The sequence below is a fragment of the Curtobacterium sp. L3-7 genome (assembly GCF_048756585.1).
In the GTDB taxonomy this organism is placed as follows: domain Bacteria; phylum Actinomycetota; class Actinomycetes; order Actinomycetales; family Microbacteriaceae; genus Curtobacterium.
Genome location: NZ_CP151474.1, coordinates 3,067,350 through 3,086,576 on the forward strand (window position 1 = coordinate 3,067,350; position 19,227 = coordinate 3,086,576).

Here is a 19,227-nt window from a genome sequence, read left to right on the forward strand (position 1 = left end):
GCGTCAGGGGTAGACGCGCACCGGGGTCGAGACCTCGGTCTCGGGGCGGATCGGGAAGCCGGCCACACCGTCGTCGCCCTGGTACGTGACCCCGGCGACGAGGCCCTTCGCACCGGTGATCGTCAGTTGCTTGGCGGTGTCCACGCCGACCGTCTCGGTGGAACCGGACGGCACGCGGACGGACTTCCGGTCGTCGCCGGACCGGATGACGACGGTCGCGTCCTCCGTGGTCGGGTTGACGACGTTCAGCCGGGCGCCGTCGCCAGGCGCGACCGACGTGATCGCCTTCGCGCCGAGCGGCTCGGCCGAGGCGAACCACCCGAGGTCCGTCCAGTCGTGGTCGGTCGGCGTCGTCGTCCTGGCACCCGCCACGACGGGCTCCGTCGAGCTCACCGAGAACGAGTACCGGCCGTCCGGGAAGTCGTCGAGCGAGACGTCCGTGACCACCCCGGGTTCCGCGGTGGTGTTCACCGTCGTGCCGCCGCCGTCCGCGGTGGTGATCCCGAGCGTGACGCGAGCAGCCTTGTCCCCGGGGACGAACAGCCGGACGATCGGGGCCGCATCAGCGGTGTCGTCGCCACGCTGGGCTTCCTGGGCTCCGCGGAGGATGACGGCGGGGATGACCTGGCTGCGCGACGGGGCCGCACCGCCGGAGACGATGTCGAACCCACCGGGGGTCAGCGTGCGGACGACGGTCTCCTGCATGTGCGCGACGATCTGCCCGCCGGAGGAGGTGACGTGCACGACCGTGGAGCCCTGGTCCGAGACGAACCCGGACAGCGGCACGACCTTCTGCGAGTTCGGCGCGACGACGATGCCCGTGGTGCCGGGAGCACTGACGGTGCCCGTGCCGTCGTAGATCGACAGGTCGACGGTGGCGTTCACGTCGGTCGGGTTCGACAGGGTGATGAGGCTCGTGCGGCCGGTCTCGGTCGAGCCGCCGACGAGCCACGTCGACTGCGACGGGTCGTCGCACGACGCGGCTGCCACGCCGACGAGGTCGCCGTTCGACACGTTCTGGTAGCTCGAGCCGGCGACCTGCGGGGTGGTGTCGCCCGCCGGCGCGGTGAGCAGGGTCGGGTCGCTGCTGCCGTTCGTGCTCGACGCCAGGTCGGATCGCTCGACGGACTCCCCCGTCGTGGCCGTCGCCACCGTGGCCGTCCCGACCGTGGTCGCCTTCGTCGCGTCGTTGCCCGCGTCGTCGGAGAGCCGGAGGGCGCTGCCGGCGCACACGCGCTCGGCGTCGGCCGGCACCGGGGTCACGGTGCGTCCGGCCGGTCTGCCGGGGGCCTCGGTGGTCCCGAACGCGTGGGCGGCTCCGATCGTGCCGACCGCGACGACCACCGCGATGGCGGTCGCCGTGCCGCGGACGATCCAGCGGCGCGCGGGGGTGGTGCTCATTCGTCGCGCTCCTCGTCGAAGGTGGTGGCGGGTTCCTCGGCCTCGATGACGTTCGAGGTGGCACGGCGCCGGCGCGGAGCGGTCGGGACGGCGAGGAGTGCTGCCGCGCCGAACACCACCCCGAGGACCACGAGGTACAGCACGTGGGTGGTCTTCGCGGCGGCCGACCCGGTCCCGGTGCGGTCGACGTCGCCCTCGTAGTGGAACAGCTGACCGCTCGTGGTCTCACCGATGCTGGTGAAGAGCGCGTTCTGCCCGATCGCACCGGCAGCGCGGTCGTGCACGGCCTTCGCCTGGTCGTCCGCCGGGGCGTCGTCGAGCAGCACGAAGCTCACGCCCAGCTCCTTGAGCGCGGGACGCGGGTCGTAGCCGCTCCGGCTGGCGAGGTTCCCCGCGAGGGTGGCCAGGCGTGACCCGGCCGGCGACAGCGACAGCGCCGTGGCGTCGAGCGTGGACTGGTCGTCGAGCGTGGAGCCCTGTCCGCGCTCGAGCGAGACCGCGAGCGAGCCGTCGGTCTGCGGGTCGACGACGAGGGTGCCGACGTCGGGGTTCGCCTGCGCCTCGGCGTTCACGTAGGCACTCAGCACCCGGCCGGTGGTCGGCTGGATCACCGCGTTGCCGAGGTAGAACGCCGCGAACGCCGGCGCGACGGCGACCCCGGCGAAGACCGTCGCGACGAGCCCGATGACCGGAGCCTGCCGCGGCACGGTGTCGATGCCGATGCAGGCCGCGAGGACGATCGCCAGCCAGTACACGGTCAGCCCGCTGCCCGGCCACACGATGGTGGTGGTCGAGCCGACGCCGGTCACGGTGACATGGGTGGCGGCGAACGCGGTGGCGAAGCCGAGGAGTGCGGCGATGAGCGCGGCGCCGGCCACGGACCAGCGGTGCCCGAGCATCGAGCCGAGCGCGGTCACCGCGATCGGCAGCGCCAGGATCGCCAACGCGATCGGCAGCGCCGCGAGGACGAGGGACAGCGGCTCGCTGACCGGCAGCCACCCGTTCCAGTCCGGCAGCGGCTGCCCGATCGCGAGCTGCAGCGCGGAGGGGGCCCTGGTCGCGGACGGCACGCCGGGGTCGGCGAAGATCCCGAGCACGTTGCCGCGGGCGAGCTGGGTCAGCACGAGCGGCAGGAAGAGCACCGCGGCGGGGACCGCGATGAACACCCGGCGGTGCGCGTGGCGCCAGCCGATCCCGAGCGCCACGAGCCACCCGACGAGCAGCACGGGCAGGAGCGACGGCGCGGACGCGGCGACGCCGGCGAAGAGCAGGGCCGCACCGGACGCCGACGCCCACGAGCGGTGCGCCTCGAGCACGGTGAGGAAGAGCCACGGCAGGAGCACGTGGGCGATCACGGCACCGAGGTGGCCGGTCGTGACGGCCCCGACGAGCGGCGGCGCGATCGTGTACAGCGCCGCACCGATGACGGGCACCCACGTCCGGGTCGTGACCTTGCGGACCACGAACCACGCACCGAGCGCCGACACCGGGAAGGCGAGCAGCATCACGACGACGACCGCGGTGGACGGCGACCAGAAGACGATCGACCCGAGCACGGCGAGCACCGCGGCGAAGGGGTCGCTCGGACCGGTGAACCCGGTGCCGAGGGTGTGCCAGCCGTAGCCGACGTTCTGCCAGAGCTGTCCGACCGTCGTCGAGAGCGGCAGCAGGCCACCACCGGTCAGCGCCGGGGAGCCGAGCAGCGGGAAGAGCGTGACGACGCTGAGGACGGCAGCGGCGAGGACGACCCAGATACCGCCGTCGCCGAGGAACGACGCCCGGGCGATCGGTGCGTCCTCCACCCGCGCGAGCTCGACGTCGCGCGAGGTCGTGCGCCGTTCGTGCACGCGGCGCCAACTGACGCGCAGCGGCTCGACCGCCGCCCATCCGAGCTTCTTCGTGCGTGCCAGTGCCGTCCTGGACCGACCGGCGCCGCCGCCGAAGGCCACGGCGAACGCTGCGGCCAGTTCACCGGACACCGCTGCCGGGTGCTTCGCGACGAGGTGCCCGATCGCACGGCCGAGTGCGAACGGCACGAGCGTGAGCCAGTGGATCCAGAGCACCCCGGCCGATGCGTACGTCATGCGGCGGTGCAGCTGCGCCTGCCGGTGCAGGCGCACGCGACGACCTTCGGAGACGCGCTTGCGTCCGAACTCCTCGATCGGGCCGGCGCTCGTCATCCGCGCATCGGGGACGACCGCGACGCGGTGGCCAGCGAGGCGCACGCGCACACAGAAGTCGAGTGCGGCGTCGACGTCGGGCAGCGCCTGGTCGAAGCCGCCGAGCGCGACCCACACGGAGCGGCGCACGAGCATGCCGCCGGCGGCGACCGCCAGGACGTCGGTGTTCCGGTCGTGCTGCCCCTGGTCGAGCTCGTCCTGCACGAGCACCAGCGAGCGGCCGAACCGGGTCATGCTCTCGCCGAACGCGCGGATGCGGGAGGGGTCCTCGTCGTCCACGAGCTTCGGGCCGGCGACCGCCACGGATGGGGCGATCTCGACGGCCGCGAGCATCTCGGCCAGTGCCGTCGGCGCCGGCGCGTTGTCGTGACCGACCAGCCAGAGCCACTCGTCGACCGCTTCGTCGGACTCGGGGTGCGGAGCAGCCTTCTCGCCCGCGGCGACCGCGTCACCGAAGGAGCGTCCGGCTGGGATCCTGGTGAGCTGGGCGGATCCGCCGAACTCGAGCTCGGCGGTCGACCCGTCGGTGGAACCGACGTCGACGACGACCAGGTTCTCGGGGTGGCGGGTCTGGTTCGCGAGGGCGGCCAGCGTCCGGTCGAGGTGGTCGGCACCGTTCGCGCAGACGAGGATCGCGGTGACACGGGGCTGAGCGGAACTGGGCTGCATGACGGGCGTCACTCTACGGTCTGGAGGCCCGGCCACAGCCCGACGAGACGGCGTGCCGTGAACCTGTGGACAGGATCAAGGCGCGGTGTGCGCCTGGCGCACGCCGCGCCTCCAGGACGGGACCGGGCTACGCGCGCTTGCGCAGCTTGCGACGCTCGCGCTCGGAGAGGCCGCCCCAGATACCGAAGCGCTCGTCGTTCTCGAGCGCGTACTCGAGGCACTGGGCCCGGACCTCGCACGAGGTGCAGATCTTCTTCGCCTCCCGCGTCGAGCCGCCCTTCTCGGGGAAGAACGCCTCCGGGTCGGTCTGCGCGCAGAGGGAGTCGACCTGCCAGGCGAGCGGGTTCTCCTCGTCGTCGCCAGTGGCTCGGCGGACACCCGGGACGCCGAGCGCCACGGGGTCGACGTGCCAGTCCTCTGGAACTCCGGCGTGGAAGTCGGAACCGCTCACCCTGATCACCCCTTGGTTCGTCTCGCTGTCGCCGCCTGTCGCAGCGTGTCGTTGCCTGTAATTACAGCGGTGTGATTCGTCGGAGTCAAGTCGCGGATCATAGAAGGCACTGACCGTTCCGGCGTGTCATGTCCCCCATTCGGGCGTGTCGCGCCGGTTCTGTCGGCGTCTCGGGGGACAGCGGGGTGCGGTACCTGCCGGCACGGCGCACAACCAAAAGCAGCTCGCACCACGCAAGGACGCGGCGCGAGCTGCTTTCGGTTGTGCGAGCGGCGGGAGCCCTACGCCACGCGGCGGCGGGCCTCCCACGCGCTCGTGACCATCTCGTCGAGGGTGTGGCGCATCGCCCACTCGAGGTCGCGGGATGCGGCCTCGCCGGTCGCGACGATGCGTGCCGGGTCGCCGGGGCGGCGCGGGGCGACCTCCGGCTCGAAGGCGATGCCGGTTCCCCTGGCCATGGCGTCCATGATCTGCCGGACGCTGACGCCGTCGCCGCTGCCGAGGTTGTACGCACGGTCGAGCGGCTCCCCCGCCTCGAGCTTCCGTGCCGCCACGGCGTGCGAGTGCGCCAGGTCGGCGACGTGCACGTAGTCCCGCACGCAGGTGCCGTCGGGGGTGGCGTAGTCGTCGCCGTTGATCCGGGGGGTCCTGCCGGCGAGGAGCGCGTCGAACACCAGCGGGAAGAGGTTGTGGGGGCTCGCGTCGTAGAGGTCCGGCTCCCCCGACCCGACGACGTTGAAGTAGCGGAGCGACGTGGTGGTGAACCCGCGGGCGACCTCCATGTCCCGGAGCAGCCACTCGCCGATGAGCTTCGACTCGCCGTAGGGCGACTCCGGGTTCTTCGCGGTGGACTCCACGACCGTCTCGACGTCCGGCGTGCCGTACACCGCGGCGCTCGAGGAGAACACGACCTTGTCGACGTCCGCGTCGGCCATCGCCCGCAGGAGGGTCGCCATCCCGGTGACGTTCTGCTCGTAGGTGTGCAGCGGACGCTCGACTGACACGCCCGCGTACTTGAACCCGGCGACGTGCACGACGCCCGTGACGTCGTGCTCCCGGATCGTCCGCGCGAGCAGGTCGGCGTCGAGGATCGTGCCCTCGACGAACGGCACGTCCGACGGCACGAACGCGCGGAAGCCGCTCGAGAGGTCGTCCAGCGCGACGGTGTCGATGCCGTCTGCGCGCAGCGCGCGGACGACGTGGGATCCGATGTACCCGGCACCGCCGGTGACCAGCCAACTCATGCGAGCCACGCTAGCGGAACGCGCGACGCGGACTCCCGCGCACCCGGTGCGCGAATCCGCTCGTCGCTACTCGCTGGTTCCCGTCGCGATGAAGACGGTGGACGTGAGCCCGGTGGTCGAGTCGGCCTCGACGGTCACATCGCCTTCGTCGGGCGTGATGAAGCACGACTCCCCCTGCCGCAGCAGGGTCGCGGACCGGGCGCCCACGAGTGTCACGACGCCCTCGGTGCAGATCGCGATCGACGGGCCGGACAGCGGCGCGACGCCACCGGTGCCGAGCCCCACGGGCTTGCCGTCGCCGGTCACCCGGACGAGCGCGAAGCCGACGCCGTCCGGCGCGAACCGGTCGACGCCAGAGGCGAGCGGCTCCGGCACGAGCACCGGCGCCGGGTAGGCGGTGAAGTCGAGCACGTGCAGCAGCTCCTGCACGTCGACGTGCTTCGGCGTGAGTCCCCCGCGCAGGACGTTGTCGGACGGCGCCATGAGCTCGATCCCGAGGCCGTCGAGGTACGCGTGGATGTTGCCGGCCGGCAGGTACATCGCCTCGCCGTGCGCGAGCGTCACGCGGTGCATGAGCAGCGAGACCACGACACCGGGGTCGCCCGGGTAGCGCTCGGCGAGCGCCGCGGCGGTGGCCAGGTTCGGGCTGACGTCCCCCGCTGCGACCGCGTCGGTGGCGAGGTGGCCCACGGCGTCGACGATCGCCAAGGCGGACGGGTCGGCGGTCTCGAGCCAGCGCACGGTGTCCTCGAGCCCCTGCTGCAGGTGTGCGACGAGCGGGCCGAGGCGTCCGCTGTCCGCGTCGAGCACCTCGACGTCGGCGAGCGTCGACTCGATCGGCCGGAACCCGCTCAGCGCCTCGAACCGCTCGCTCAGCGCGACCACGAGCTCCGGCTTCGGGAACGGGTCCTTGTAGTTCCTGGCGGGGTCGTCGAGCGGGACGCCAGCCGCGTTCTCGCGGTCATACCCCGCTCGTGCCTGCTCCGGGGTGGGGTGCGCCTGCAGGGACAGCGGTGCGGCGGCGGCGAGGAGCTTCAGCAGGAACGGCAGCCCGGTGCGCCCGGCGCCGAGCGCGGTCTCCGGTTCCGCGGCGATCCAGTCGAGGACGGTGTCCGCCCCACCGACCATCGCCGGGTTCACGACGACGCTCGGGCTGCCGGGGTGCGCGCCCAGCCAGAGTTCGGCCTGCGGGGCGCCGGTGACGGTCCGGCCGAGGAGTTCTGGGATCGCGGTGACCGACCCCCACGCGTAGTCGCGCGCCGTGTTGGTGATGCCGAGGAACATGCCCCGAAGCGTATCGGGCACGACCGTCAGGCCGCCTCCTGCGCACTGGCACGATCCGCGATACATAGACTTTCCGCGATGTCCGACCAGCCAGCCGCCACTCGCCGCCGTCCCGACGCCACGCGGCCCGACGCCACGCGGCCCGACACCACTCGGTGGGACATCCAGGGGCTCCGCGCCTTCGCCGTGCTCGCCGTGGTGCTCTACCACCTCTGGCCGAACCGGCTCCCCGGCGGGTTCGTCGGCGTCGACGTGTTCTTCGTCATCTCCGGCTTCCTCATCACCGGGCACCTGCTCCGCGAGCAGACCGCGACCGGGCGGATCGCACTCGGCCGGTTCTGGTCGCGGCGGGCGAAGCGCCTGCTCCCCGGGGCGTTCCTGACCTTGCTCGCGACGGGTGCTGCCGTCCTCGTGCTGGTCCCGAGCACACTCTGGGGGCAGTACGGTCGCGAGCTCATCGCGTCGACGATCTACGTCCAGAACTGGCAGCTCGCGTCCGACTCGGTGGACTACCTGGCGTCGGACAACCAGCCGTCGCCGTTCCAGCACTTCTGGTCCCTGTCGGTCGAGGAGCAGTTCTACATCGCGCTGCCGATCCTGCTCGTGCTGCTCGCGCTGGCGCTGCGGCGCACGAGGTGGCACGCCCCGGTCCGCACCGCACGGGTGCTGCTCGGCGCGGTGGTCGTCGTGTCGCTCGTCTGGTGCGTCGTCGAGACCCGCACGGCCCCCGGCATCGCTTACTTCTCCACGGCGACGCGTGCGTGGGAGTTCGCGCTCGGCGGGCTCGCGTCCACCGTCACGCTCGCGGTTCCCCGTACGCAGGTGGCCAGGCTGGTCCGGACAGGAGGCTCCTGGCTGGGTGTCGCACTGCTGCTCGCGTCGCTCGTCGTGATCACCCCGGCGACGGCGTTCCCCGGGATCGCCGCGCTCCTCCCGGTCGCGGGGGCAACGCTGGTCGTCCTGCTCGGCGCCCGCTCGGGACTCGACGTCCTCGGCCGCTTCGCGCCCGTCGCGTTCCTCGGCCGGATCTCCTACGCCGTGTACCTCTGGCACTGGCCGGCCGTCGTCCTGCTGCCGATCGCCACCGGGCACCCGCTCGGCACGCGGAGCAAGGTCGCGATCCTCGTGGCCTCGCTCGTCATCGCCGCCGTGACGACGCTCTTCGTCGAGGAACCGCTCCGGTTCTCGACCTGGGTCCGTGCGCTCCGCCCGCGTCGTGTCGCGCTGTACGGAGCGCTGAGCACCGTGCTCGTCGTCGCGCTCGGCGCCTCGACCCTCGGCGCGCTCCAGGTCCAGCAGGTGCAGGCGGCGGCGTTCCAGAAGTCGCTCGAGGCCGGCGACGTGGACTGCTTCGGCGCCGCTGCCCGGATCGGGAGCGCCCACCCCTGCGTGAACCCGAAGCTCGCGGACGTGCGGGTGCCGACTCCCGCCGCTGCCGGCAAGGACGACGTCAACAGCTACGCGTGCTGGTCGAACACCACAGCGGACTTCAACGTCTGCTCGCTCGGGCCGAAGACCGGGTACACGAAGCACATCGCGGCGATCGGCGACTCGCACAACAACGCCCTGCTCAGCGCCTACGCCGCGATCGCGAAGCAGCGGAACTGGCGGATCGACGTCGCCGGGCACGTGGGCTGCTACCTCACCACCGCGGAGCAGCAGGCGCCGTCCCAGGCGTACACGGACTCGTGCGACGGCTGGAAGCGGTCGGCACTCACCTGGATCCGGCAGCACCCCGGGCTCGACGCCCTCGTGGTCACCCACGCGACGACGAAGTCGCCCGTGATCGTCCCGGAGGGTTCCACGAACGAGGACACCGTCGTCCGGGGACTCGTCGGGGCGTGGAGCGCCGCCACCGAGGCCGGTGTGCCGGTCATCGCCATCCGGGACAACCCGGTCGCGCGGGACGACGTGCTGACCTGCCTCGGGAAGATGTCCGGACCGACCACCGACGCGTGCGACTCCCCCAGGGCCGACGCGCTGTCGTCGTTCGACGGATCCGCAGAGGCCGCCGCGACGCTCGGTGACCGTGCACGCACCATCGACCTCACCGACTCGTACTGCACCGCGACCACCTGTCCCGCGGTGATCGGCGGCGTCGTCGTGCACCGCGATCCCACGCACCTGACCGCGACGTTCGCGACGACCCTCGCGCCGTACCTCGGCGCCGACATCGCGAAGGCACTCGGATCGTTCGGGGCGTGACCGGCGCTAGCCTGTCCCGGTGACGAACACCTGGCCCCTGGCACGCGGCACCGTGCCCGAGCGTGAGGCCTTCGCCTTCGCCACCACGATCCTGTTCACGATGTTCGCCGGCGACGCCGTGCCGAACATGCTGACCTGGTACGGCGCAGCCGTCGTCTGGGCGCTCGAGGCAGCGTGGGGCATCACGATCGTCGTCCGGGCGAAGCCCACCGTCGCGCGGACCCCGAGGGCGCTGTGGCTGTTCCTCGCCTGGTGCCTGGTCTCGGTCGCCTGGTCGCACTGGCGTGCCGCGACGCTCGCGAGCATGGCCGCCCAGCTCCTCTGCGTGCTCGTCGCCTTCGCGATCGCCTACACGCTGACGTGGCGGCGCATCCTCGACGCCGTCAGCGCCGCGCTGCGCTGGGTCCTCGGCCTGTCGCTCCTCTTCGAGGCCGTGGTCGCCGTCATCGTGCGGCACCCCATCGCGCCGATCTGGACCCACTACGGCGACCGCAAGATCCCGGACGCGTTCTACTTCTCCCGCGCCGAGCTCTTCACGGGCGGACGCATCCAGGGCTTCCCCGGCAACGCCAACCTGCTCGCGATGGTCGCCCTCCTCGCGGCGATCGCCGTCGCCGTGCAGTTCGCCGAGGGTCGGATGGGCAGGAACCGCGCGATCGGGTGGCTCGTGGTCGCCGCAGCGGTGTTCGTCCTGACGCGATCGTCGACCGTGATCGTCGCAGCCGCGGTCGTGGCGGTGGCGTTCGCGCTCGCCGTCCTCGTCCGACGGGTCCCGACCGAGCGCCGGACACCGCGGTACCTGCTCATCGCCGCCGTCGCCGTCGTCGTGGTCGTCGTCGGTGTCCTGGCCAGGGGCGCGATCGCGGGCCTGCTCGGCAAGAGCTCGGACTTCACCGGCCGGAGCGACATCTGGTCGGCCGTGCTCGGCATGATCGACCAGCACCCCGTCGTCGGCTGGGGCTGGATCGGGTACTGGTGGCCGAGCATCCACCAGCTCGCCGACCTGGCACCGCGCAAGGGCGTGACCTACTTGCAGGCGCACGACGCGTTCCTCGACGTGTGGATGCAGACCGGTCTGATCGGGCTGATCCTGTTCGGCATCTACGTCCTCACGACGCTGAACCGCTCGTGGTCCTGCGCGACGCGGATCGGGTACGGCGCCGACCAGCTCGCCCGCCCCTTCGACCCGGTGTCGCTCTTCCCGTTGCTCGTCGTCGTGGCGCTCCTCGTGCAGTCCCTCGCCGAGTCGCGGCTGCTCTACCAGGGCAACTGGGTCCTCTTCGCCCTCATCGCGATCAAGACGCGCATCGTGCTCGTCGGCGAGGAACCGGTGTCCATCGGCGACGGCCCGCGCACCCCGCACGGCAAGCGCGAGTTCCGCTGGGCAGCACGGTCCTGACCGGCCGCCGAGGCCACCCGCCTCGTCTCAGCGGTCCCGCAGCACCAACGAGCACGGAACCTCGGCCGCCCACGGCGCCGTCCTGATCACCAGGATGCGTCCGGGGTCGGCGCGGCAGGCAGCGATCGACTCCGTCACCTGCGGCGCCCACACGGGGCCGGCGCTGCGCTGCGCCGGACCAGGTGCGACGTTCAGGACCGACACCGCGACGACCAGCGCGACCACGCACCAACCGACGGCCGCCCCGATCACGCGCCCCGTGCCTCCCGTCCGCTGCTGCTCGACCAGGACGGCCGCAGTGAGCACGACCGCGGAGAGCAGCAGCATGCCGGCGGCGGCCGCGTAGCGGGTCGCACCGAGCGTCGCGAGGTGCGCGTCGTCGAGCGATCCCCAGCGTCCGTCCGCCGAGCTGTTCGCGACGAGTGCCGCCACCCAGACGGCGACCGACCCGCCCGCGAGGCCGACGAGCAGGAACCTCGCACGCCAGGTGCCGACGACCATCGCGGCGAGGACGAGCAGCACGAGGACGACGACGGGGACGGCCACGACCCACCAGCCGTGCGCGGCGACCGCCCGGCCGACCGCGGCCACGTCCCGGTCCCACGTCGCTGCGACCGGCTGCACCAGGTACCCGGCGACGACGTCGACGACCGACGGGTCGCCGCGGACGGACGACCGGTGCGTCGTCAGCGCGACGACGGCCTGCGCCGCACCGGCACCGAGTGCGACGACGGTGACGGGCAGCGCCCGCAGCCGTGGCACCGACCTCGGGAACCACGCCAGGAGCAGCAGCGGCAGGAACAGCACAGTCTGCAACTCGGTGAGGACCGCCACCAGCGCGAGCACGGCGACGACCGAGGCGCCCCACCACGTCCTGGCGCGGTACGAGAACAGCCACGGGACCGCGACGAGCATGTACCAGTGCAGGTTCGCCGCCGTGCCGCTGATCTCGTACGGCGCCAGCGGCAACACGACGGGCACGGCGGCGAGCACCAGGCGGAGCGGCCACGCCCTGACGACGTCTCGGGACAGCAGGAACACGGCGGCGCAGACCGCTCCGGCGATCGCGCACGACGCCGCCGAGACGGTCAGTGCGTACTGCTCGATCGGGCGGGCGACGCCGAGGTCGACGACCAGCCGGGGCAGGAGGTGCAGGTACCCGGCGTACGGGTGCAGCAGCGACCCGTCGACGCCGAGCGCCAGACGTTCGCGGAGGAACAGCCCGCCGTCCTCGGCCCACGCCGTCCCGCGGGTGACCGGGCCGAGTCGGTACCACGCGAGCGCTGCCGCCCCGATGCCGACCACCACCGCGGCGAGCGCCGTCAGCAGGGTCCTCCTCGTGCGTTCCATCGACGGCCGACGCTACCGGTTCATCGCGTACAGCGATATCAACCCAGTGCGATGTCGACGCACCGGGCGGACCGGGAGCCGGGACACGGGGCGGTGCGAGAGGATGGTGCGGTGACGGACGGCAGGGTGACCAGGCGAGCGCTCGCACGCCGGTACCTGTCGGCGTGGATCGGGTTCTCGGCCGGTGGCCGCTTCAGCCAGGCCCTCGCGACCGTGATGCTCCTCTTCGCGTTCGGGCAGCCCACCGTGCACGCGCTCGTCGGCACCGCGGGGACGTGGGCGGTCCTCGTGACGCTCGTGGTCCTCGCCGGGCTCAGTCTGCTCGGCCAGCGCTACCGGATCGAGTGGCACGGTGTGCTGCCGCTGTCGCTCCTGGCCTTCGTCGGCTACTGCGCGCTCAGCGTCCTGTGGAGCGAGTACTCCTGGGTGGCGCTCCGTGGGTTCGTCGGCACCGTGTGCTTCGTCGGGCTGGGGCTCTACCTGGCGCTCGGCCGCGACCTCGTGCAGGTGATCCGCGCGTCGGGTGACGCCTTCCGCATCCTGCTCGTCGTGGGTCTCGGCCTCGAGGTCCTGTCCGGGCTGGTGCTGGACGTGCCGATCCCGGCGTTCGGGATCCACGGCGACATCGCGTACGGCGGACCGATCCAGGGCATCGGCGGGACCCGCAACTTCATGGGGTTCGTCGCGGCAACGGCACTCGTCACCTTCGTCGTCGAGTTCCTCACACGCTCCGTGACGATGTGGCGCGCCGTCGGGTCCACCGCGCTCGCCGTGATCGCGCTCATGCTCGTGCAGTCCCCCATCACCGGCCTCGCGATGATCGCGCTCGCGGTGACCGCCCTCGCGCTCTGGTCGCTGCGGCACGCGCAGGCACGGACCCGGCCGGTCGTGAACGGGGTGCTCGCCGCCTTCGTGGTGGGGGTCGGGATCGTCGGGGTGCTCGCGCGGCACCGCATCCTGGCCGAGATCGGTGCGGCGGGCGGCAGCGCCATCCGGATCGACCTCTGGTCGCAGATCCGCGTCTTCATCGGGCAGTTCCCGATCCAGGGCTGGGGGTGGGTCGGCACGTGGCCGAGCGAGCCGGTCGTGCCGTTCGCCGTCTTCGTCGACCCTTCCGGCGCCCGGTTCACGTCAGGGCTCAACGCCTTCGTGGACGCGTGGCTGCAGATCGGGCTCGCCGGCATGCTGATCCTGCTGCTCACGGCGCTGCTCGCGTTCGCCCGAGCCTGGGTCACCGCCACCACGTTCCCCGGTGTCGCCTACGTCTGGCCGGCGGCGATCCTGGTGCTCCTCGGGGTGACGAGCACCGCGGAGAGCTACCTGCTGCACGGCGCGGGCTTGATGGTCTTCACGACGGTGCTCGTGGTCGCGGCCAGGCGGCGGTCGTGGCGGCGGTTGCTGCCGCGGAACGACCACGCGGGCTGACACCAGAAGAGGGGTCGTCGGCCTGTACGGATCGACAGCCGCCTGGCCCCCGCGCGCCCGTACGATCCCAAGGTGCCCGTGCGGGCCACCGTCGCGGGAGCGACGTGTTCCGAGGGGGAACCATGCTGTCGTCTCGTCGACTCGCCGTCGTCGCCGTCGTCCTCGCGGCCTTCGTGACGACGGCCATCGCCGGTCCGGCGTTCGCAGCGCCCTCGACAGACGCAGCCGCGCCGTCCGCAGCCGCGACCGCGCTGGCCGCTACGGCCGCGTCGGCCGCCGCGTCGTCCGCCTCCGGTGCGCAGCCCCCGGCGCGCTCCCTCCCCGACGGCGGCCGCTACACGCCGCTGGACACCACCCGCGCATGGCACGGAACGGTCAGGGCCCCTGGGACCGCCGTCGAACTCCAGACGCTCGCGCACCTGCCGGCGGACGCGACGGCGGTCGTGGTCAACGTCGAGGTCGAACACCCGACCCAGGACGGGTGGATCCGGGTCGCTCCGTACGAGTCCCCGGCCCAGGGGGCGACGCAGGTGTTCCGCGCGGGCCAGACCGTCTCCGGACTCACCACGGTGGCACTCCGGGTGAACGTCGGCGGCATGGTCGACGTCACCCTCTCCGGCGGGTCGGCGACGGTGTACCTCGACGTCGCCGGTTCGTACGGGCCGACCGGGTCGACCTACGACCCGCTCCCGCCCGCCCGCATCGCGGCGCCGAGCGTCGGCACCGCTCCCGTGCGCGTGCCCGTCGCGGGTCGGGGCGGCGTCCCGACGGACGCGACCGCCGTCGCGCTGAACGTCGAGGTCGGCTCCCCGACCGCCGCCGGCTACGTCCGGGTGACGCCGGCCGGCCGTGACGCGGCCGTCGCGTCGCAGGAGTTCGAACGGGGGCGGACCATCTCGAACCTGGTCATCGTCCGGCTCCGGGACGGCGCCGCGCAGGTGAAGCTCTCCGCTGGACGCGCGACGGTGTACGTCGACGTCGTCGGAGCGTACCGACCGGGCGACGACGGCTCGGTGTTCGTGCCCGAGGATCCCGTCCGCGTCGGGACGACCACGGTCGGACGCACGGCGACCCCGGTCCAGGTGACCGGCATCGGTGACATCCCGGGGGCTGCGAGCGCGGTGGCGGCGACCGTCGAGGTCGAGCGCACCACGGCGGACGGGTACGTGCGGGTCACGACGCCCGGGACCGACGCGCAGGTCGCGACCCAGGTGTTCTCCGCCGGCGGGGCGCAGTCCAACACCGTCATGCCCGCCGTCACGGGCACGGACACGGCCAGGTCGATCGACGTCCGCGTCTCCGCGGGCACCGCACGGGTCGACGTCGACGTCGTCGGGTACTTCCTCGACGGTTCCGTGGGCATCGGCTTCGGCGAGTCCGTCTCGAGCCTCGGGTGCGTCGGATCGAAGCTGCCCGCGAGCGCCGCGACCCGGCACGCCGCGTTCGTCGTCGTGTCCGCCGACCACGGCCCCGGCGAGCCGAACCCCTGCCTCGGCGCCGCCCTCGACGTCGCCTCCACCGCGGTCGGCGCCCTCGGACAGCCGGCCGTGCAGTTCTCCCTGCAGGCCGGACACTGGTTCACGAGCTCGGCGCCGGACCCCGCGCACCCCTGGCCGACCAGCGACACGATCCCGGGCGGTCCGACGGTGACCGGGAGTCCGTACGGATCGTGTCACGCGATCGTCGACCAGGCGTGCTCGTACGTGCTCGGGTACTGGCACGCCGTCATCGCCGCGCGGCAGCCCGGGATCACCGACCCCGGCGCGCACCGCTGGTGGCTGAAGGTCGACACCGACGGCGGGTGGGTCGTCCCGTGGCTCGGGTCCACGCGCGAGCTCGGCAGGAACCGGGCGTACCTCGAGGGCGAGACCGCGTACCTGGAGTCGATCGGCGCGTCCGTCGGCGTGATCGGTCACACCCCGGGGACCGTCGCGCAGCTGATCGGGACCGTTCCCCCCGAGAGCGACCTGGCCCAGCTGCCCACCTCGACGATCTGGCAGAACGCACTCGACCTGGCCGCGGCCCGGCGAGCGTGCACGACGGTCCCCCCGATCCTCGGCGGCCCGGTCGAGATGCTCAGCTTCCAGGGGTACGACCGCTCGGCGCTGGTGAGCTGCCGATGACCCGCGCACACCGGACCCCCGAGAGGAACTCCCCGCCCGTGACCACACTCCGCCGTCTCGCGATCGTCCTCCTGGCGTCCGCCCTCGCCGTCGCGGGCATCGGCACCGCACAGGCCGGAGCAGCCGCGGCGGCACAGGCCGATCCGACCGCGCCCGCCGCGGTGGCCCCGGCCGGCCAGACCGCCAGGACCCTGCCGGCGGGCGGCCGGTTCACACCGGTGGACACGACGAGGATCTGGCGTGGCACGGTCGGCACGAAGCCCGTGCGCGTCGAGGTCCCGCAGCTCGTCGGTGTCCCCGGCCTCGGGAACGCAGCGGTGCTGAACGTCGAGGTGGAGCACCCGACCGCTGCCGGATGGGTGCGGATCGCCCCGGACGGCGCGACCGCAGCCGTCGCGGACCAGGTGTTCGCCCGAGACCAGACGATCTCCGCGCTGACCACCGTCGGCGTGGTCGACGGCGCCGTCCTGGTGTCGATCAAGACCGGCACGGCGACGGTCTCCCTCGACCTGTCGGGGTACTACGCGGACACCGTCGGCTCGACCTTCACCCCGGTGAGCGCGGTCCGGACGTTCACCGGCACGGTCGGCACCGCTCCGGTGCGCGTCCCGCTGGCCGGCCGGGCCGGGATCCCGACGGACGCCACAGCCGTCGCCGTGAACACCGGCATCGGCTCCCCGACGACGTCCGGCTACGTCCGTGTCACACCGGCCGGCCGCGACGCGCAGGTCGCCACCCAGGAGTTCACGGCGGGCCGTCCGGTGTCGAACCTGGCGATCGTGCGCCTGGTCGACGGCGCCGCCCAGGTGAAGGTGTCGGCAGGACGCGCCCAGGTCGTCATGGACGTCGCCGGGTACTACACCGCGGACGACCGCGGCTCCGCCTTCGTGTCCGTCGCCCCCACGAGGACCGCGACCGTGCACCCCACCACGACAGCGAGCCTGGTCCCCGTCACCGGCACGGGCCCGGTCCCGGCGACCGCGTCGGCGGTCGTCGCCACGGTCGGGGTCAGCGGACCCAGCGCGGCCGGGTACGTCCGGGTCACCGCTCCCGGTCAGGACGCGCAGGTCGCGGTCCAGTCGTTCCGCGCTGGTGAGGCGGTCTCCAACCTCGTGATGACGCCGGTGAGCGGGACGGACCGGACGAGGAACCTCCAGGTGAAGGTCTCGGCGGGGTCGGCGACGGTGTTCTTCGACGTCGCCGGGTACTTCGTCGACGGGTCCACCGGATCGGCCGTCGGGGTCGACTACGGGCAGGGCGCGTGCTCGAGCCCCGCGAACACGGTCGACACCAGGCGCGCACCGTCCGACGCCGCGTTCGGCGTCGTCGACGTCGGGAGCCGCACGAGCGCCGCCTACCGGTCGGGCTGCGTGCCCCCGCTCCTCACGGCCGCGCAGACGGCGGTCGGCATCACCGGCGAGGACCGCGTGCAGTACCTGATGCACGCCGGCAACCACGGCGACAAGTACGCGGCACGGTTCCCCGACGTCCTCCCCTGGCCGACCAGTGACACCGCTCCCACCGGCGGCCCGGTCGTCACGGGCAACCGGTACGGCTCGTGTGCCGGCGCGCTCGACGAGGCGTGCTCCTACGTGCTCGGTGTCTGGGCGGCGTGGGACGCGACCTCCGTCGCCGGTGTCCCCGATCCGGCCGACCAGATGTGGTGGCTCGACGTCCACAACGCCAGATGGGCGGTGCAGGACGACCCGGCGTTCGGCCAGGCGTACCTGGAGGGCGCGACGACCTACCTGGAGTCCCGCGGTGCCCGCGTGGGCATCAGGGGGACGGCCGACGAGCTGTGGCAGCACCTCGGACCGGTGCCAGCGACCAGCGTCATCGCCGACCTGCCGTCCGCGGCGATCGTCGCCGGGGACCTCACCGACGCGCACCGGATGTGCGTCACCGGGGCGCCGCTGCTCGGCGGCCCGCTCGAACAGGTGGTGTACTCCGGCGGCGGCGGCAGCCGCGTCGTGTCCTGCCGCTGAACCACGGCTCCGGACGCTGGGAGCACCGGACGGGAGGCACGATGCGGGACCGCCCCGTGCTTCCAGGACGGCCGTGGCTGGCCAGGCGTCCGTGGTCGCGTGCCGCGACCGGCTACCGTGATCACGTGCCGCTCCGCCTCCCCGAACGCATCGCGATGTGCGTCGTCGCCGCCGCGTTCTCCGCGCTGAACCTGCTCGACAAGCTCCTCTGCACGGTTCCCCAGCCCGCCGACGTGTCCCGCGGCGAGTACGTCAACCGCTACGGCTGCTGGTCGGACGTGGTGTCGCTGTGGAACCAGCGCGACCTCGGCGCGCATGTGTTCCCGTACGTGTTCGGGACCTACCGCGGCGATCCGCCCGTCCTCGGCGGCGGCACGGTCGAGTACCCGACCCTCACCGGCGTCTGGGTGTGGTTCACCGCGCTGTTCGCGCACTCGGCGGCGTCGTTCCTCGTCGTCACGGGTGTGGTCGCTGCGCTCCTCGCCGTCGTCGTCACCCTCGCGCTCGCTCGCATCGCCGGGCGGCGTGCGTGGGTGTTCGCCGCGACGCCCCCGCTCGCGCTGTACGCGGCCTACAACTGGGACCTCCTGCCGGTCGCCTGCACCGTCGCCGGTCTGCTCGTGATGACCGCGGCGCCCCGGTCCTGGCCGCCGCTCGTCCGCTGGGCCGTCACCGGCTTCGCCTTCGGAGTCGGCGGGGCGTTCAAGCTCTACCCGCTGATGTTCCTCGCCGCGCTCGTGCTCGCCGCGTTCCTCGACCGTGACCTCGACCTGCCCGGCCGCCTCCGCAGGTCCCTCATCGCGCTCGGCACTGGTGTCGGTGCGGTGCTCGTCGCGAACGTGCCGTTCATGGTCGTGAACTTCGAGGGCTGGCTCTCCGTCTTCCAGTTCCAGGCGGGGCGACCGATCGGCGCCTCGACGCTGTCGGTCTGGTACTACGGACTGCTCCCGTGGTCGGCGGACCTCGACGGCCCGTTCCAGGACACGATGTCGATGCTCGCGACCGTGTCGACCGGCCTCGGCATCCTGGTCGTCCTCGGCGTCACGGTCGTGATCGGCGTCCGCACGGGACGCACCCCCTGGATCCAGTCCTCGGCCGCGATGCTCTGCGTGTACATGGTCTGCAACAAGGTCGACTCGCCGCAGTACGTGCTCTGGCTGCTGCCGTTCTTCGTGGTGCTCCGCCTCGGGGGGTGGTGGATCGCCGCGTACCTGGTGACGGACGTCGCGCTCACGACGGGCTTCTTCCGGAACGGGTACTACGCGGCGATCGGCCAGACCGGGGACACCTGGGCATCGCAGATGATGACCGCGGGGATCTGGGTGCGTGCCGCGCTGCTCGTCGTCTTCGTGGTGGTGTTCCTCCGGACGCCGGTGGTCCGCCGGCCGCTCGCCGACCGGACGACCACCGGGAGGCGTCGCGCCGATGTGTCCGTGGACGCAGCACCCGCGCGGTGACGACGGCCGGACACCTCGTGCCCGTACACTTCCGGTGACCGTCAGGGGGACGGT

The 19,227-nt window shown here is 72.7% G+C and carries 12 protein-coding genes; 6 read left to right on the forward strand and 6 right to left on the reverse strand.

Annotated features, from left to right (window positions below):
* Positions 1-3: 3 nt before the first annotated feature.
* The 5 genes from AAEP80_RS14790 to manA form a co-directional block, all read right to left on the reverse strand.
* Complete coding sequence (locus AAEP80_RS14790) at positions 4-1,401, reverse strand: DUF5719 family protein (RefSeq protein WP_420364950.1); 1,398 nt, start codon at positions 1,399-1,401, stop codon at positions 4-6.
* On the reverse strand, positions 1,398-4,250 hold the full coding sequence (locus AAEP80_RS14795; protein WP_420364951.1) for a glycosyltransferase: 2,853 nt from the start codon (positions 4,248-4,250) through the stop codon (positions 1,398-1,400). The genes AAEP80_RS14790 and AAEP80_RS14795 overlap by 4 nt, the downstream gene beginning before the upstream one ends.
* A gap of 127 nt (positions 4,251-4,377) precedes the next feature.
* The gene (locus tag AAEP80_RS14800) at positions 4,378-4,710 is read right to left on the reverse strand and encodes a WhiB family transcriptional regulator (protein ID WP_413601606.1); all 333 of its coding nucleotides are present in this window, start codon (positions 4,708-4,710) and stop codon (positions 4,378-4,380) included.
* Positions 4,711-4,982: 272 nt separating this feature from the next.
* Positions 4,983-5,945, reverse strand: a complete 963-nt coding sequence (gene galE, locus AAEP80_RS14805) for a UDP-glucose 4-epimerase GalE (protein ID WP_420364952.1) — start codon at positions 5,943-5,945, stop codon at positions 4,983-4,985.
* 66 nt (positions 5,946-6,011) lie between these two features.
* The gene (manA, locus tag AAEP80_RS14810) at positions 6,012-7,229 is read right to left on the reverse strand and encodes a mannose-6-phosphate isomerase, class I (RefSeq protein ID WP_420364953.1); all 1,218 of its coding nucleotides are present in this window, start codon (positions 7,227-7,229) and stop codon (positions 6,012-6,014) included.
* A gap of 78 nt (positions 7,230-7,307) precedes the next feature.
* Between manA and AAEP80_RS14815 the strand changes: the two genes are divergently transcribed.
* Both AAEP80_RS14815 and AAEP80_RS14820 read left to right on the forward strand, forming a co-directional pair.
* On the forward strand, positions 7,308-9,434 hold the full coding sequence (locus AAEP80_RS14815) for an acyltransferase family protein (RefSeq protein WP_420364954.1): 2,127 nt from the start codon (positions 7,308-7,310) through the stop codon (positions 9,432-9,434).
* Between the two features lie 19 nt (positions 9,435-9,453).
* Positions 9,454-10,833 (forward strand): O-antigen ligase family protein, encoded by a 1,380-nt coding sequence (locus AAEP80_RS14820; protein WP_420364955.1) that lies wholly within the window; start codon positions 9,454-9,456, stop codon positions 10,831-10,833.
* Between the two features lie 27 nt (positions 10,834-10,860).
* Here AAEP80_RS14820 and AAEP80_RS14825 read toward each other — a convergent pair whose 3' ends face one another.
* Positions 10,861-12,183, reverse strand: coding sequence for a hypothetical protein (locus AAEP80_RS14825; protein ID WP_420364956.1), 1,323 nt, complete (start codon positions 12,181-12,183; stop codon positions 10,861-10,863).
* A 111-nt stretch (positions 12,184-12,294) separates the two neighbouring features.
* Here AAEP80_RS14825 and AAEP80_RS14830 point away from each other — a divergent pair, with 111 nt between their 5' ends.
* The 4 genes from AAEP80_RS14830 to AAEP80_RS14845 all read left to right on the forward strand — a co-directional run bounded on the left by AAEP80_RS14830 (position 12,295) and on the right by AAEP80_RS14845 (position 19,173).
* Positions 12,295-13,608, forward strand: coding sequence for an exopolysaccharide production protein (locus AAEP80_RS14830; protein ID WP_413601600.1), 1,314 nt, complete (start codon positions 12,295-12,297; stop codon positions 13,606-13,608).
* A gap of 122 nt (positions 13,609-13,730) precedes the next feature.
* Positions 13,731-15,731, forward strand: a complete 2,001-nt coding sequence (locus tag AAEP80_RS14835) for a hypothetical protein (protein ID WP_420364957.1) — start codon at positions 13,731-13,733, stop codon at positions 15,729-15,731.
* A 38-nt stretch (positions 15,732-15,769) separates the two neighbouring features.
* Entirely contained in the window at positions 15,770-17,716 is a 1,947-nt protein-coding gene (locus AAEP80_RS14840; RefSeq protein WP_420364958.1) for a hypothetical protein, read from the forward strand.
* 125 nt (positions 17,717-17,841) lie between these two features.
* A complete protein-coding gene (locus AAEP80_RS14845) occupies positions 17,842-19,173 on the forward strand; it encodes a hypothetical protein (protein ID WP_420364959.1) in 1,332 nt (443 codons plus the stop codon).
* Positions 19,174-19,227: the final 54 nt, after the last annotated feature.

Excerpts from the sequence above, each read along its gene's own strand:
- AAEP80_RS14790 (WP_420364950.1), bottom strand. The coding sequence starts at position 1,401 with ATGAGCACCACCCCCGCGCGCCGCTGGATCGTCCGCGGCACGGCGACC.
- AAEP80_RS14795 (WP_420364951.1), bottom strand. The coding sequence starts at position 4,250 with ATGCAGCCCAGTTCCGCTCAGCCCCGTGTCACCGCGATCCTCGTCTGC.
- galE (WP_420364952.1), bottom strand. The coding sequence starts at position 5,945 with ATGAGTTGGCTGGTCACCGGCGGTGCCGGGTACATCGGATCCCACGTC.
- manA (WP_420364953.1), bottom strand. The coding sequence starts at position 7,229 with ATGTTCCTCGGCATCACCAACACGGCGCGCGACTACGCGTGGGGGTCG.
- AAEP80_RS14815 (WP_420364954.1), top strand. The coding sequence starts at position 7,308 with ATGTCCGACCAGCCAGCCGCCACTCGCCGCCGTCCCGACGCCACGCGG.
- AAEP80_RS14825 (WP_420364956.1), bottom strand. The coding sequence starts at position 12,183 with ATGGAACGCACGAGGAGGACCCTGCTGACGGCGCTCGCCGCGGTGGTG.
- AAEP80_RS14835 (WP_420364957.1), top strand. The coding sequence starts at position 13,731 with ATGCTGTCGTCTCGTCGACTCGCCGTCGTCGCCGTCGTCCTCGCGGCC.